This window comes from Streptomyces sp. 8N114, assembly GCF_052245835.1.
Lineage (GTDB): Bacteria > Actinomycetota > Actinomycetes > Streptomycetales > Streptomycetaceae > Streptomyces.
Map to the genome: position 1 here is coordinate 134,155 of NZ_JBQQBT010000014.1, position 15,243 is coordinate 149,397.

At 71.9% G+C, this 15,243-nt stretch carries 12 protein-coding genes and 1 pseudogene; 11 read left to right on the top strand and 2 right to left on the bottom strand.

The features are described 5' to 3' along the window. Positions 1-17: 17 nt before the first annotated feature. The 8 genes and pseudogenes from ACTWQF_RS25420 to ACTWQF_RS25455 form a co-directional block, all read left to right on the top strand. Positions 18-2,450 (top strand): DNA polymerase III subunit gamma and tau, encoded by a 2,433-nt coding sequence (locus ACTWQF_RS25420; RefSeq protein ID WP_443281968.1) that lies wholly within the window; start codon positions 18-20, stop codon positions 2,448-2,450. A gap of 109 nt (positions 2,451-2,559) precedes the next feature. After that, on the top strand, positions 2,560-2,895 hold the full coding sequence (locus tag ACTWQF_RS25425; RefSeq protein WP_443247672.1) for a YbaB/EbfC family nucleoid-associated protein: 336 nt from the start codon (positions 2,560-2,562) through the stop codon (positions 2,893-2,895). A gap of 242 nt (positions 2,896-3,137) precedes the next feature. Then, a complete protein-coding gene (gene recR / locus ACTWQF_RS25430) occupies positions 3,138-3,737 on the top strand; it encodes a recombination mediator RecR (RefSeq protein ID WP_443281969.1) in 600 nt (199 codons plus the stop codon). 80 nt (positions 3,738-3,817) lie between these two features. Continuing rightward, complete coding sequence (locus ACTWQF_RS25435) at positions 3,818-4,480, top strand: DUF5063 domain-containing protein (protein ID WP_443281970.1); 663 nt, start codon at positions 3,818-3,820, stop codon at positions 4,478-4,480. A gap of 260 nt (positions 4,481-4,740) precedes the next feature. Beyond that, on the top strand, positions 4,741-6,021 hold the full coding sequence (locus ACTWQF_RS25440) for an aspartate kinase (protein WP_443281971.1): 1,281 nt from the start codon (positions 4,741-4,743) through the stop codon (positions 6,019-6,021). A 360-nt stretch (positions 6,022-6,381) separates the two neighbouring features. Continuing rightward, positions 6,382-6,954 carry a SigE family RNA polymerase sigma factor gene (locus ACTWQF_RS25445; protein WP_443247677.1) on the top strand — a complete coding sequence of 191 codons (573 nt, stop codon included), beginning with the start codon at positions 6,382-6,384 and terminating at the stop codon, positions 6,952-6,954. Beyond that, positions 6,954-8,201: a hypothetical protein gene (locus ACTWQF_RS25450; protein WP_443281972.1), complete on the top strand. Its 1,248-nt coding sequence runs from the start codon at positions 6,954-6,956 to the stop codon at positions 8,199-8,201. The genes ACTWQF_RS25445 and ACTWQF_RS25450 overlap by 1 nt, the downstream gene beginning before the upstream one ends. 253 nt (positions 8,202-8,454) lie before the next feature. Then, positions 8,455-9,006 (top strand): annotated as a pseudogene (locus tag ACTWQF_RS25455) (SURF1 family protein); the annotation flags it as partial. A gap of 133 nt (positions 9,007-9,139) precedes the next feature. On the opposite strand, the gene ACTWQF_RS25460 reads toward ACTWQF_RS25455, so the two are convergent. After that, a complete protein-coding gene (locus ACTWQF_RS25460; RefSeq protein ID WP_443281973.1) occupies positions 9,140-11,017 on the bottom strand; it encodes a S9 family peptidase in 1,878 nt (625 codons plus the stop codon). Between the two features lie 96 nt (positions 11,018-11,113). Between ACTWQF_RS25460 and cbiE the strand changes: the two genes are divergently transcribed. Then, positions 11,114-12,403 carry a precorrin-6y C5,15-methyltransferase (decarboxylating) subunit CbiE gene (gene cbiE, locus ACTWQF_RS25465; protein ID WP_443281975.1) on the top strand — a complete coding sequence of 430 codons (1,290 nt, stop codon included), beginning with the start codon at positions 11,114-11,116 and terminating at the stop codon, positions 12,401-12,403. Next, positions 12,400-13,149 (top strand): precorrin-4 C(11)-methyltransferase, encoded by a 750-nt coding sequence (gene cobM / locus ACTWQF_RS25470; RefSeq protein WP_443281977.1) that lies wholly within the window; start codon positions 12,400-12,402, stop codon positions 13,147-13,149. The genes cbiE and cobM overlap by 4 nt, the downstream gene beginning before the upstream one ends. Before the next feature lie 204 nt (positions 13,150-13,353). On the opposite strand, the gene ACTWQF_RS25475 is transcribed toward cobM, so the two are convergent. After that, complete coding sequence (locus tag ACTWQF_RS25475; protein WP_443281978.1) at positions 13,354-14,472, bottom strand: cobalt-precorrin-5B (C(1))-methyltransferase; 1,119 nt, start codon at positions 14,470-14,472, stop codon at positions 13,354-13,356. A 17-nt stretch (positions 14,473-14,489) separates the two neighbouring features. Here ACTWQF_RS25475 and ACTWQF_RS25480 point away from each other — a divergent pair, with 17 nt between their 5' ends. Continuing rightward, positions 14,490-15,236, top strand: a complete 747-nt coding sequence (locus ACTWQF_RS25480; protein ID WP_443281979.1) for a cobalt-precorrin-6A reductase — start codon at positions 14,490-14,492, stop codon at positions 15,234-15,236. Positions 15,237-15,243 lie beyond the last annotated feature (7 nt).

Consider the following 15,243-nt stretch of genomic DNA (forward strand, 5'->3'; position numbering starts at 1 on the left):
CCTATATCGTCGGGGGTGTGTCGTCCCTCGCCCTGTACCGCCGCTATCGCCCCGAGACCTTCGCCGAGGTCATCGGGCAACAGCATGTGACCGACCCGCTCCAGCAGGCGCTGCGGAACAACCGGGTCAACCACGCGTACCTCTTCAGTGGCCCGCGCGGCTGTGGGAAGACGACCAGCGCGCGCATCCTGGCCCGGTGCCTCAACTGCGAGCAGGGGCCGACGCCCACGCCCTGCGGGGAGTGCCAGTCGTGCCGTGACCTGGCGCGGAACGGGCCCGGTTCGATCGACGTCATCGAGATCGACGCCGCCTCGCACGGGGGTGTGGACGACGCCCGGGAGCTGCGGGAGAAGGCGTTCTTCGGGCCCGCCTCGAGCCGGTACAAGATCTATATCGTCGACGAGGCGCACATGGTGACCCCGGCCGGGTTCAACGCGCTGCTGAAGGTCGTCGAGGAGCCGCCCGAGCACCTGAAGTTCATCTTCGCGACGACGGAGCCCGAGAAGGTCATCGGGACCATTCGGTCGCGTACGCACCACTATCCGTTCCGGCTCGTCCCGCCGGGTACGTTGCGTGACTATCTGGCCGAGGTGTGTGAGCGCGAGCAGATCCCCGTCGAGGACGCGGTGTTGCCGCTTGCCGTACGGGCGGGAGCCGGCTCCGTACGGGACTCGATGTCGGTGATGGACCAGTTGCTCGCGGGGGCCGGCGAGGACGGTGTGACATATGCCATGGCGACCTCGCTGCTCGGCTACACCGACAGCGCGCTGCTGGACGACATCGTGGACGCCTTCGCCGCGGGTGACGGGGCGCGCGCGTTCGAGATCGTCGACCGCGTCATCGAGGGCGGGCACGATCCGCGCCGGTTCGTCACCGATCTGCTGGAGCGGCTGCGGGACCTGGTGATCCTGGCCGCCGTGCCGGACGCCGTCGAGAAGTCGCTGATCGACGCGCCGGGGGACGTGATCGAGCGGATGCGGGCCCAGGCGTCGGTCTTCGGCGCGGCCGAGCTGAGCCGTGCCGCCGACATCGTCAACACCGGGCTGACGGAGATGCGGGGGGCCACCGCGCCCCGGTTGCAGCTGGAGTTGATCTGCGCCCGGGTGCTGCTGCCCGCCACGTACGGGGACGAGCGCTCCGTGCAGGCCCGGCTCGACCGGCTGGAGCGAGGGGCTGCGGGTGCTGCGCTGGGGGCTCCTGGTGTGGGGGCTCCTGGTGTCGGTGCCCCTGGCGTGGGGGCTCCGGGTGTCGGTGCTTCTGGTGCCGGGGCTCCCGGCGGTGGCGGGGGTGCTGCTGCGGGGCCGCCCGTTACGGGGGCGGGTGTCTCCGGCGATGCGGGTGGCGGCCCGGGAGGGGAGCCCTCCGCCGAGTCGGTGCCCGCGCCCGCACCGCCCCCTTCGGCTTCCTCTTCCCCTTCGGCTTCGGCCCCTTCCGCACCCGCTGCCGAGGAGTCGGCGCGACGGCCCGGGGCCTGGCCCGGCGGAACCGGGCCTGGTGGCGGCGCCGGTGGTGGAGCCGGTGCGGGGGACTCCGCGCGGCGTCCCGGTGCCTGGCCGGAGGCGGCCGGTCCGCCGTCGAGCAGCGGCCCCGCCACCTCTCCTGCCGGGCCCTCTCCCGCCGCTTCGGCCCCGTCCGGTCCGTCGGCGAACGAGGCGAGCGGGGCGAGTGGGGTGAGCGGGGCGAGTGGGGTGAGCGGGGCGAGCGGAGGGCCCGCGGCTGCCCCCGCGGGCGGTGGCGGCGATCCGGCGCAGGTCCGGCAGATGTGGCCGCAGATCCTGGAGGCCGTCAAGAACCGGCGGCGCTTCACCTGGATCCTGCTCAGCCAGAACGCACAGATCGTCGGCTTCGACGGCAAGACGCTCCAGATCGGGTTCCCCAACGTGGGCGCGCGCGACAGCTTCGCCAACGGCGGCAGCGACGAGGTGCTGCGGCAGGCGCTCGGCGACGCGCTGGGAGTGCAGTGGCAGGTCGAGGCCATCGTCGACCCGTCGGGTGGCGGCGGTAACGGTGGCGGCGGCGGTGGTGCCGGGGGCCCTAGCGGGCCGGGCTCCGGGTACGGCGCGGGGTCCGGTGCCATGGGAGGCGGCGCGGCCGGCGCGCGGAGTGCGGTGACGGCGCCCCCTCCCGCGCAGGCACCGCCGCAGCAGTGGTCGGCGCCCGCGCCGGCGCCGGGTGCAGCCACATCCGGGGCACCCGGCGGGACGGGGCAGCCCGCGGGGGCCGGAACCGCGCCGGTGCCGCCCCAGGCGCCAGCGCCGACTCCGGCCCCGGCATCGGCACCCACGCCGGAGGCCCCCCGCGCGGCGGCACCCCCGCCGTCGAGCTACGGCCCCGAGGACGACATGCCCGCCGAGGACGACCCCGACCTCGACGACTCCGCCCTCTCCGGCCACGACCTCATCGTCCGAGAGCTCGGCGCGACGGTGCTGGAGGAGTTCCAGCACGACTGACGGCAGTGCGGCCGGAAGGTGGGGACTGTTCGGGGAGGGGCGGGTCCGCGGAGAGGGGAACACGTAGGCTCGGGGCCGTGAAGAGGCGTCTAGTGAGCCAGGAGCAATCGTGATTCCCGGTGGTGGACAGCCTGACATGCAGCAGTTGCTGCAACAGGCGCAGAAGATGCAGCAGGATCTGGCCGCGGCGCAGCAGGAGCTGGCCGAGACATCCGTCGAGGGCACGTCGGGCGGCGGTCTGGTGAAGGCGACCGTCAACGGCTCCGGTGAGCTTCAGGGGCTGGTCATCGACCCGAAGGCGGTGGACCCGGAGGACACCGAGACCCTCGCCGACATGGTGCTCGCGGCCGTCCGCGACGCGAACAGCGCGGCTGCCGAGCTCCAGCAGCAGAAGCTCGGTCCCCTCGCGCAGGGCATGGGCGGAATGCCCGGCCTTCCGTTCTGACCGCGGTCCGAAAGCGGTCCAAGCGGTACCAGGTCCAAGCGATACCAGGTCCAAGCGGCCCAAGCGGCCCAAGCGGTACCCGCTCCCGGCCCACGCAGCGCGCACAGGGCCGGGAGCCGGTGGCCGACCGGTGGCCGACCTGCGGCAGCCGGTGGCGGTCGAGGGCTGGTCAGCGGCTAGTGGTGGCCCGTACGGACCACTAACGTACGCAGAGACGAACAGAGAGCAGGCGGGAGCCATCCGTGTACGAAGGCGTGGTCCAGGACCTCATCGACGAGTTGGGCAGGCTGCCCGGCGTCGGTCCCAAGAGCGCGCAGCGGATCGCTTTCCACATCCTGCAGGCCGAGCCCGCCGACGTACGCCGGCTCGCCAGTGCGCTGACCGAGGTCAAGGAGAAGGTCAGGTTCTGCGCGGTGTGCGGCAATGTCGCGCAGGAGGAGCAGTGCCGAGTCTGTCTCGATCCGCGCCGTGACCCGTCGGTCATCTGCGTGGTCGAGGAGCCCAAGGACGTCGTCGCGATCGAACGGACCCGCGAGTTCCGGGGCCGGTACCACGTGCTGGGCGGGGCGATCAGCCCCATCGAGGGCGTCGGCCCCGACGACCTGCGGATAAGGGAGCTGCTCTCCCGCCTCGCCGACGGATCGGTCACCGAGCTGATCCTGGCCACGGACCCCAACCTGGAGGGCGAGGCGACGGCCACGTACCTCGCGCGGATGGTCTCCGCGATGGGGCTCAAGGTGACGCGGCTGGCGAGCGGGCTTCCCGTGGGGGGAGACCTGGAGTATGCCGACGAGGTCACTCTGGGACGGGCCTTCGAAGGAAGGCGGCTTCTTGATGTGTGAGCCCGTGACCCGTGATGTACGAGCCCGTGCGAGCCTGTGCGAGCCAAGGGCGCAAAAGCCCACAGGGGAGAGGTTGCCCGATGTCTGATGCGACGCTGAACTCCATCAAGAACAACCCTGACGACTTCGCCGTCCAGATCAGCGACCAGATCGAGAGCTTCATCGTCTCGGTCACCGAGGTCGCCAAGGGCGACGACCCGGACAGCGCCGTTCCCTACCTCCTGCTGGAGGTCTCGCAGCTCCTTCTCGCGGGCGGCCGGCTGGGCGCGCACGAGGACATCGTCCCGGACGAGCGGTACGAGCCGGACGTGGGCCCCGAGCCGGACGTGGACGAGCTGCGCGAGCGGCTCGCCGCGCTGCTGGACCCGGTCGACGTCTACTCGGAGGTCTTCGACCCGTACGTACCGCGCTCGGCGCCCGTCGCCTGCCGGATCTCCGACGACCTCTCGGACGTGCTGACCGATCTGCGGCACGGCATGGCCCACTACCGCGCGGGCCGGGTGAGCGAAGCCCTGTGGTGGTGGCAGTTCTCCTACCTGTCCAACTGGGGCCCGACCGCCTCGGCGGCGCTGCGTGCCCTCCAGTCGCTGGTGGCGCACGTCCGGCTGGACAAGCCCCTCGAAGAGCTCGACGGCCTGGACACCGACAGCAACGCGGCGGACGAGGACGGCTCCCTGGAGGCCGAGGCGGGCGCCGTGATGGCCGCCGAGATCGCCGAGCCGCTGGGGCTCAAGAACGCCTGACCGCGCCTGATCCGCCGCCCTGCGGCGAGGGCTTGCCCGGCGGATCTTGCGTACCCGGCCTGGGGGCGGGCGTAGTCGATGGCGCATCGTGAACAGAGTCACGTTTCCGTGTCATTTCGGCCCAGGTGGGCAGGGGCTTTCGCGGACGGGACCGGGTTCCGTCCGGTCGTTACACTGAGCCGACCAGTGGATCCCATCCTTCCGGGCAGCGTGGCACGGAGCGCCGGGGTCCCGGGAAATGATTCGAGGAGCGAGCACACGTGGGCCTTGTCGTGCAGAAGTACGGCGGCTCCTCCGTTGCCGATGCCGATGGCATCAAGCGCGTTGCCAAGCGGATCGTCGAAGCCAAGAAGAACGGCAACCAGGTTGTCGTCGTGGTCTCGGCGATGGGTGACACGACGGACGAGCTGATCGATCTTGCCTCTGAGGTGTCTCCGGTCGCCTCCGGCCGCGAGTTCGACATGCTGCTGACCGCAGGAGAGCGGATCTCCATGGCCCTGCTGGCGATGGCGATCAAATCCCTCGGCCACGAGGCGCAGTCGTTCACCGGCAGCCAGGCGGGTCTGATCACCGACTCCGCGCACAACAGGGCGCGGATCATCGACGTCACCCCCGGCCGGATCCAGGACTCGGTCGACGAGGGCAACATCGCGATCGTCGCCGGCTTCCAGGGCGTCTCCCAGGACAGCAAGGACATCACCACCCTGGGCCGGGGCGGTTCCGACACCACGGCCGTCGCGCTGGCCGCGGCGCTGAACGCCGAGGTCTGCGAGATCTACACCGATGTCGACGGTGTCTTCACCGCCGACCCGCGGGTGGTGAAGAAGGCGCGGAAGATCGACCGGATCTCCTTCGAGGACATGCTGGAGCTGGCATCGTCCGGCTCGAAGGTGCTGCTGCACCGCTGTGTCGAGTACGCGCGCCGCTACAACATCCCGATCCACGTGCGGTCGTCCTTCTCCGGCCTGAAGGGTACGTGGGTCACGAACGAGCAGCCGGACGGGCAAGGGGAAGAGTCGATGGAGCAGGCGATCATCTCGGGTGTGGCGCACGACACGTCCGAGGCCAAGGTCACGGTCGTCGGGGTGCCGGACAAGCCGGGCGAGGCCGCGGCGCTCTTCCGCGCTGTCGCGGAGGCCGAGATCAACCTCGACATGGTGGTCCAGAACGTCTCCGCCGCTTCCACGGGCCTGACCGACATCTCCTTCACGCTGCCCAAGACCGAGGGCAAGAAGGCCATCGCGGCGCTGGAGAAGGTGCAGGGCACTGTCGGCTTCGACTCGCTGCGCTACGACGACCAGATCGCGAAGATCTCCCTCGTCGGTGCCGGTATGAAGACCAACCCGGGCGTGACGGCGACGTTCTTCGAGGCGCTGTCCAACGCCGGGGTCAACATCGAGCTGATCTCCACCTCGGAGATCCGTATCTCGGTCGTCACTCGCGAGGAGTCCGTGGGCGATGCGGTCCGCGCCGTCCACTCGGCCTTCGGGCTGGACAGCGAGACGGACGAGGCCGTGGTCTACGGGGGCACCGGCCGCTGACCGGGCGAGAACAGGCCGCCTTTCGGCCGACTGCCGGGCCCACTGGCCACGGCGGTGCTCACTGACGGACAATGGCGCTCCCCGCCCCTGCAACCGGCAGGCAGGCGGGGAGCGTCTTTGTTGCCTCCAGAGCCCGACGCGCAGGGGGAGCGCGGCCGACGGCCTGGCAGCCACAGGGCGTTCGCGGAGACTGAGAGATGTGTGTATGACGGCATGTGGTGTGTTTTCCGGCACAGTGCTTGTCGCGTACAACCCTGACGGGGGGAAACGTGTCAAACAGGCGTGGCAGAGGTACTCGGAATCGCAACGGCCCCTGGTCGCCCCGGCCCCGGTGCCGGAGGGCTACCGGTGGCCGGAGGCATGCCTGTGATCGCGCCGTGGCCAGCCGCGCGCCCGTCGCGCCCGCTCACACAGCATGGGGACGCTGACGAGGCGATGGCACATGGCACCACAGTCGACCACCTGACCGAGACCTACCGCGCCCACTACAAGTCCCTGCTCGGGCTCGCGGCGCTCCTGCTCGACGACACCGCCTCGTGCGAGGACGTCGTCCAGGAGGCGTTCATCCGCGTCCACTCGGCACGCAAGCGCGTCCGCGACCCCGAGAAGACCCTCGCCTATCTCAGGCAGACGGTCGTGAACCTTTCCCGCTCCGCGCTGCGCCGCCGCATCCTCGGGCTGAAGCTGCTCTCCAAGCCGATGCCCGACATGGCGAGCGCCGAGGAGGGGGCCTACGAACAGCTCGAACGGGATCAGTTGATACAGGCGATGCGTGGCTTGCAGCGGCGCCAGCGCGAGGTGCTGGTGCTGCGGTACTTCGCCGATATGACCGAGGCTCAGGTGGCCGAGGTGCTCGGCCTCTCCCTCGGCTCCGTCAAGGCGTACGGGTCGCGCGGTATCGCCGCGCTGCGCACCGCCATGGAGACGGCGTGATGAGCAAGGGACCGGGTCTCCCCGGCGGCGAAGAGCCGCGTGAGCCGCACGAGACGCCTGCGTCGCACGAGACGCCCGCGTCGCGTGACGGCACGGAAGAGGGCGCCGCGGAACTGGCCGGGCGCGAGGAACTGGCCGGGCACCCCGCAGAGGGCGCTGACGGGGGGAGTGAGCCCGGCGCCGCCGAGGAGATCTCGCTGGACCTCTTCGACGAGTCCGAGCTCAGCTCCGAGGAGGAGACGCTCAGGGAGCTCCTGCGAAGCAGCGTCCGCAGCATCGAGCCGCCCGCCGACAGCCTCGACCGCACGCTGGAGCACCTGCACCGGGCCGTGCCCGCGCGCCGTGCGCACCGTCGCCAGGCGATGGTCGGCGGCGTGGCGGCGGCGCTGGTCGCCGTGGTCGGAGTGCCCGCACTCTTCTACGGCGGCGTCGTGCCGGGCGTCGGCGGAGACGATCAGCCGCTGACCGCCGCCAGCACCCACGGCCAGACCCGCGGCCCCGACGCCGGTGCCGACGGGACGGGCGGCAAGGGCGAGGACAGGCACGACGGGGGCAAGGGCAAGGACACTGGCAAGGGCGACAAGGGCGGCTCGGACGCCGACCCGTCACCGTCCGGCGGCCCCGGTGACAGCAGTGCCGACTCCGACGAGACCCTCAGCGCCAGCGCGCCCACCTGCGGCAGCGACCAGCTGGGCGGCGGCTCGGCGCAGTCGGGCGCGCCCGACGGCTCGGGCACCGTCTACGGCAGCTTCCGCGTCGCCAACGTCTCCGGCGACGCCTGCACGGTCGATGGCGAGGGCGTCGTCGGCGCCTCCGTACAGGGCAGCGGGGGCGGGCAGGTCACGGTCGTCGACCACACTTCCGGCGATCCGGCGCCCGGCCTCGGCGATCCGGCCGAGGCGCGGGACGAGGTCGTGCTGCGGCCCGGTCAGGCGTATGTGGTGAAGTTCGCCTGGGTGCCCAGCGGGTGCAGTTCGCCCTCGCCGCAGGGTGGGCGGTACGAGGGCGAGACCGCAGGGCCCAACGCCGGTGCGGATGCGGGCTCGGCGGATGGCGGAAGTGAGGGGTCCGGTGGCAGCACCGGGACGCCTGGTGAGGCCGATGGTGGGAACGGGGACCCTGGCGGCGACACGGAAGTTGTGGTCTCGCACACGCCTGAGGGCGGGGCGCCCGTGGCCGGTACGCGCGTTCCCGGCGAGTGCGGCAGTGGAACGGTGTACCGCACGGGCGTCATTCCTCAGAACTGATCTGATCCGCACCGGTTCGGAGTCTCGCCGTTGCGCGCTGGTGAGTTGCCCGTGTGCCACTTCGCTGTGGCTTGTCGCGCCCACGCGGCGGAGCCGCACATGTCACAGTCCCGCGCCCCTTCGGGGCGCGCCCCCTGCGGGGCGCTCCGCATCTGCGTGGTCGTACTGTGGGGGCGTGTACCGGTTCTTGGTGACCCCGCGGTGGTGGGCGATCAATATCTTCGCCGTGCTGGCGATTCCGGTCTGTGTGCTGATGGGCAGCTGGCAGCTGGGCCGGTTCGACGACCGGGTCGACCGTCATCAGGAGCAGCAGGAGCAGTCGGCGGCGCAGGAGCATGCCAAGGCGCGGGCGCTGCGGGAGCTGTTGCCGGTGACCGAGGAGACGGCCGGCCGCACGGCCAAGGTGACGGGCCGGTTCGATACGGCGCATCCGCTACTGGTGCCGGACCGTACGGTCAAGGACAAGCGGGGCTTCTATGTGCTGTCCCTGCTGCGCACCGAGGACACCGAAGGCGGCAAGGCGCTGCCCGTCGTACGCGGCTGGCTGCCCGGCAAGGCCGATCCGGACCGCGTACCGGCGCCGCCGAAGGGCGAGGTCACCGTCACGGGCGTGCTCCAGGCGTCCGAGTCGCAGAACGACGCCGGTGACGGAGCCACGGGCGCGCTGCCCGACGGCCGGCTCGGATTCGTCAGTGCGGCGGCGCTCGTCAACGTCGTCCCGTACGGCGTGGAGGACGCCTGGATCACCGAGCAGCGCACCCGGCAGCCGCTGAGGCCGGTGCCGCCGGTCGCGCCCGACAACACCGGCCTTGACATGAAGGCGTTCCAGAACCTGGGCTATACGGCGCAGTGGTTCGTGTTCGCCGGGTTCGTGGTCTTCATGTGGTTCCGCTTCTTCCGCCGGGAGGCGGAGCTGGCCAGGGACGCAGCGCTGGGGCTCATTCCGGACGGCCAGCAGGAGAGCCGACCGGAGAGCCGGCCGGAGCCTCCGGAAGGGGATGCCGACCCTCCCGGTCCGTCCTCGGAAGATGCCGCAACGCGAAGTCGATCTCCAGCCTGACCTGCTTGATCCGCTCCTCCACGACGAGCGAGCCGTGCCCCGCGTCATAGCGGTACACCTCGTGCGGGTGGCCGCGCTCCGCCAGCTTGGCCACGTAGTTCTCGACCTGCCGGATCGGGCAGCGGGGGTCGTTGACGCCCGCAGAGATGTAGACGGGGGCGCGCACCTTGTCGACGTACGTCAGCGGTGAGGACGCCTCGAAGCGCTCGGGCACCTCCTCCGGGGTGCCGCCGAGCAGCGTGCGGTCCATGGACTTCAGCGCCTCCATCTCGTCGTGGTAGGCGGTGACGTAGTCCGCGACCGGCACGGCGGCCAGTCCCAGTGCCCACACCTCCGGCTGGGTGCCGACGCCGAGGAGGGTGAGGTAGCCGCCCCAGGAGCCGCCGGCCAGGACGAGCCGGTCGGGGTCGGCGAGCCCGGAGTCGACGGCCCAGGTGCGGACGGCGTCGATGTCCTCCAGCTCGATCAGGCCGACGCGGTGCTTGAGGGCGTCGGTCCAGGCGCGGCCGTAACCGGTGGAGCCGCGGTAGTTGACCCGTACGACGGCGAAGCCGTGGTCGACCCAGGCGGCGGGCTGGCCCGCGAAGGAGTCGCTGTCGTGGTGGGTGGGGCCGCCGTGCACCTCGAAGACGGTGGGGAAGGGGCCCTGCCCGGCCGGCTTCTGCACCAGCGCGTGCACCGTCCCGCCGGGGCCCTCGACCCAGGCGTCCTCGACCGGCACGGAGCGCGGTGCCGTCATCCCGGGAGGGTCGAGCACAGCTGAGCCGGTGGTGGAACGGACCTGCGGCGGTTCTGCGGCGGACGACCACAGGAACTCGACCGTGCCGTCGGGCCGCGCCGTCGCGCCCATGACCGAGCCGGCGGGCGCCTCGATGCGGGTGCGTTCGCCGCTCGCCAGGTCGTAGCGGAAGAGTTCGTCGCGGGCCTGGTAGCTGTGCGCGACCAGCAGCGCGGAGGCGTCCGGGTACCACTCGGCGGCGACGTCGCCGGGCAGGTCCAGCTCCAGCTCCTTGGTGGTGCCCGCTACCGGGTCCCAGACCATCGGCTCCCACCGGCCGCGCCGCTGGTGGCCGACCAGCAGCCGCTGGTCGCCGTCGACGGGGGCGAAGCCGAGCACGGTGAGGCCCAGCTCCTTCGTGCCGCCCTCGCTGTCGTCGAGCTCGGCGACGGTGGAGCCGTCGCGGCTCACGACGCGCAGCGCCGAGTGCATGGCGTCGCCGTGCTCGGTGTGCTCGATCGCCAGCAGCGTGCCGTCGTGTGAGAGATCGCCCACACCGGCCGACTCGCTGTGCCGGTAGATCTCGACGGGCGCGGGGGAGCCGGGGCGCAGCACGTGGATGGTGGAGCCGTCCTCGTCGGTGGAGCGGCCGATGACGACAGTGCCGTCCCGGCCGATCGCCAGGCCCGCCGGATAGGCGGGGTCCAGGCCCTCGACGGCGACTGCGTCGGGCCCGCCGTCGAAGGGCTGGCGCATCCAGACACCGAACTCGTCGCCGTCGGTGTCCGAGAACCACCAGATCCACTCGCCGTCGGGCGTCAGGGTGCCGTCCGTGGTGCCGTTGGGCCGGTCGGTGACCTGCCGCTGTTCACCGGTCGTACGGTCCCAGGCGTACAGCTCGAACGTGCCCGTCGCGTTCGATACGAACAGCGACCGGGCGGGTGCGTCCTCGGCCCACTCGGGCAGCGAGACGCGCGGCGCCCTGAACCGCTTCTCCCAGTCGGGCATGGCGTGGTCGGGCAGTGCGTTCTGATCCATGCGCCCATTGTGGACCGGGACCGGTGGTCGGGGAGCGGGGTCCCGAACAGTACAGTTCGAGCCGCCCCTGTCTACGTCTGTTGTCTGCCCTGAGGTGTGTCCGTGGTGTCCCCGTCGTCGGCTGTTCCGCATGCGTCACCGGCTGAGCCGGTGACGATTGTCGGGGTAGGGGCCGACGGCTGGCCGGGGCTGACCGGGCCCGCGCGGGAGGCGCTGCGCGCTGCCGAGGTGATCATCGGGAGCCGCCGCCAGCTCGATCTGCTGCTGCCGCCGCCGCAGGAGTGCGCGGGGGAGCGGGTGGTGTGGCCGTCGCCGCTGCGGCCTGCCGTGCCAGGGCTGCTCGCGGCGCACGCCGGGCGCCGGATCGCGGTGCTGGCGAGCGGTGACCCGTACCACTACGGGATCGGCCGCACCCTCACCGAAGTGCTCCCGCAGCTGCCGCTCCGCGTTCTTCCCCACCCCTCGTCCGTCAGTCTGGCGTGTGCGCGGCTGGGGTGGGCGCTGGAGGAGTGCGAGGTCGTCAGCGTCGTCGGCCGGCCGCTCGCCCGGATCGCCGCCGCAGCGCATGAGGGGCGGCGGCTGCTGGTCCTCAGCGCGGGTGCCCGCACCCCCGGTGAGGTCGCGGCGCTGCTGCGTGAGCGCGGTTTCGGGCCGAGCCGGATGCGGGTGCTGGAGCAGCTCGGCGGCGCGCAGCAGCGCACGTACGAGGGGACGGCCGAGGACTGGCCGCACCCGCCGGGCGATCCCCTCAACATCGTCGCCGTCGAATGCGCGGCTGCCCCGGACGGGCTGCGGCTGGGCGCCGTCCCCGGGCTGCCGGATGCCGCGTACGAGCACGACGGCCAGCTCACCAAGCGTCATGTACGGGCCGCGACGCTGGCCGCGTTGGCGCCCGCACCCGGCGAACTGCTGTGGGACGTGGGCGGCGGCGCGGGTTCCATCGCCGTGGAGTGGCTGCGCACGCACCCCGCATGCGGGGCATTCACAGTGGAGCGCAACCCCGAGCGGGCCTCGCGCATCTCGCGCAACGCGGAGCGCCTCGGCGTGCCCTCGCTCCGTGTCGTCACCGGTACGGCGCCGGGCGCGCTGGCCGGACTGCCCACGCCCGACGCCGTGTTCGTCGGCGGCGGGCTGACCGCGCCGGGACTGCTGGACGCCTGCTGGGCGGCGCTGCCGGTGGGCGGCCGGCTGGTCGCCAACACCGTCACCCTGGAGTCGGAGGCGCTGTTGGTGGAGTGGTACCGGCGCTGCGGCGGCGAGTTGGTGCGGCTCTCGGTGGCGCACGGAGTGCCGGTGGGCGGCTTCACGGGCTGGCGGCAGGCGATGCCGGTGACGCAATGGGCGGTGTGCAAGGGCACCGACTCGGCAGTGGGAGGGGACACATGACGGTGTACTTCATCGGCGCCGGGCCCGGCGCCGCCGACCTGATCACGGTGCGCGGCGCCCGTACGCTCGCCGCCTGCCAGGTGTGTCTGTACGCGGGCAGCCTGGTGCCCCGCGAACTGCTCGCCGAGTGCCCGCCCGACGCGCGGCTGGTCGATACGGCGCAGCTCGATCTGGACGCGATCACGGGGGCGCTTGTCAGCGCCCACCGTGAGGGGCTGGATGTGGCACGGCTGCACTCCGGCGACCCGTCCGTCTTCAGCGCCGTCGCCGAACAGATGCGGCGCCTCGATGCGGCTGGGGTGCCGTACGAGGTCGTACCGGGCGTGCCCGCGTTTGCAGCGGCGGCCGCAGCGCTGAAGCGGGAGCTGACGGTGCCGACCGTCGGGCAGACCGTCGTACTGACCCGGATCGCCCGGCAGGCGACCCCCATGCCGCCCGGCGAGGACCTGGCCACGCTGGGGCGCAGCGGCGCCCTGCTCGTCCTGCACCTGGCGGTGCGGTACGTGGATGAACTGGTCGCCGAGCTCCTTCCCTATTACGGTGCCGACTGCCCTGCGGCGGTGGTGGCTTTCGCCAGCCGCCCGGACGAGATCGTGCTGCGGGGTGCTTTGCAGGACATCGCGGAGCAGGTGAGGGCTGCGGGCATCAGCAAGACGGCGGTCATCCTGGTGGGCCGCACGCTTGCGGCGGAGCACTTCCGGGACAGCCATTTGTATTCTGCGGAGCGCGACCGGCACGTTTGTTGAGCCCTCGCTTGCGGGTTGCCCTCCCAGTGGGCTGCGCTTGCCAGCCCTGCTCCCCCAAGCTCTTCGAGCAGGGGGTACCCCCAGGCGCAGACCTCCCAAGCACAGCAGGGGGACGCGCCCCGAAGGGGCGCGGGGAACTGCGCGAGCAACCACAGCTCGCCCGCAGTCTGCACTCTTCGGACAGGGGCACCGCGAAGCGCAGCGTCAGCGCACCGTGCTGCGGCCCACAATCGTCCCCCCGCGGTCGATGCAGAGTACGTCGACCGCGACGGGCGCCCCGCGCAGCACCGCGAGGGCTTCGTCGCGGGCGGCGGCGGCGACCAGGTCGCCGAGTGGCACATTGGCAGCGGCGCACAACTGGAGGGCAGCGAGGCCGGTGTTGGCCTCAGAGATGTGCGCGGACAGCTCCGCGTCGGCGCCGCCCGCAACGGCCAGCTCGGCGAGGAAGCCCAAGTCGACCTGGGAGCGCTTCGAATGGAGATCCATGTGCCCGGCGGCCAGTTTGGACAGCTTGGCGAAGCCGCCGCAGATGGTGAGCCGGTCGACGGGGTGGCGGCGTACGTACTTGAGGACGGCGCCCGCGAAGTCCCCCATGTCCAGCAGCGCATCCTCCGGCAGCCCGTACTCGGCGACGGCCGTGCGTTCCGAGGTCGACCCCGTACATCCGGCCACATGCGTACGCCCCGCCGCGCGGGCCACATCCACTCCGCGCCGGATCGAGTCGATCCACGCGGAGCACGAGTAGGGGACGACGATGCCGGTCGTCCCCAGGATCGACAGCCCGCCGACGATGCCCAGCCGCGGGTTCCAGGTGGAGCGTGCGATCTCCTCGCCGTTGTCGACGGCGAGCGTGATCTCCACATCGCCGCTGCCGCCGTACTCCCGCGCCACGCGCGCGACGTGCTCGCGCATCATCCGGCGCGGCACCGGGTTGACGGCGGGCTCGCCCACATCGAGGGGCAGCCCGGCACGGGTCACGGTGCCCACGCCCGGCCCGGCGCGGAAGACGACGCCCGCGCCCGGCGCGAGGGGGCGCACGGTGGCGCGTATCACGGCGCCGTGGGTGACGTCGGGGTCGTCGCCCGCGTCCTTGACGATCGCTGCGGTGGCGCACCCTGGCCGCAACTCCTCGTATGCGAGGGCGAAGGCCGGTGTTTGGCCCTTGGGCAGCGTGATCGTCACCGGGTCGGGGAAGTCGCCGGTCAGCAGCGCGGTGTACGCGGCGGTCGTCGCCGCGGTCGCACAGGCACCGGTCGTCCAGCCCGGCCGCAACCCGGTGTGTTTCAGTTGAGCGCCGCGCCCGCCCTTGGGCTCCTCACCCATGAAAGGAACCGCAGCCCGTGCACGTACTGATCCTCGGCGGGACGACGGAGGGCCGCCGCCTCGCGGAGCTGCTGGACGGTGCCACCGGCGTACGCGTCACCAGCTCGCTGGCCGGACGGGTCGCCTCCCCGCGGATGCCGGTGGGCGACGTACGCATCGGCGGCTTCGGAGGCGTCCAGGGGCTGACGGAATGGCTGCGTACACACCTTGTGGACGTACTCATCGACGCCACCCATCCCTTCGCCGAGACGATCAGTTTCCATGCCGCCGAGGCCGCGGCCGCTGCCCATGTTCCCCTGCTCGCTCTCCGCCGCCCCGGCTGGGTACCGAGTGAGGGCGACAACTGGCACATGGCGGACTCTTTGGGCGAGGCCGCTCTGCTGCTGCCCCGGCTGGGGCGGCGCATCTTCCTGACGACGGGACGGCTGGGGCTGAGCGCTTTCGCCGGTCCCGGGACCGAGGAGCTGTGGTTTCTGGTCCGCACCGTCGACCCGCCCGAGGACGGGCAGCCGACGCCCGCACGCATGGAGCTCCTGCTGGACCGGGGGCCGTTCTGCCTGGAGGGAGAGCGCGAGGTGCTGCACCGCCACCGCATCGATGTCGTCGTGACGAAGGACAGCGGCGGTACGGCCACCGCGCCCAAGCTGACGGCGGCGCGAGAGGCCGGACTGCCGGTGGTGGTCGTCCGACGCCCGCCGGTCCCGGACGGAGTACGGGTGTGCGCGAGCCCGGAGGCGGCGGCGGAGGCGGTGCGGGCGCTCTGAGATCCGC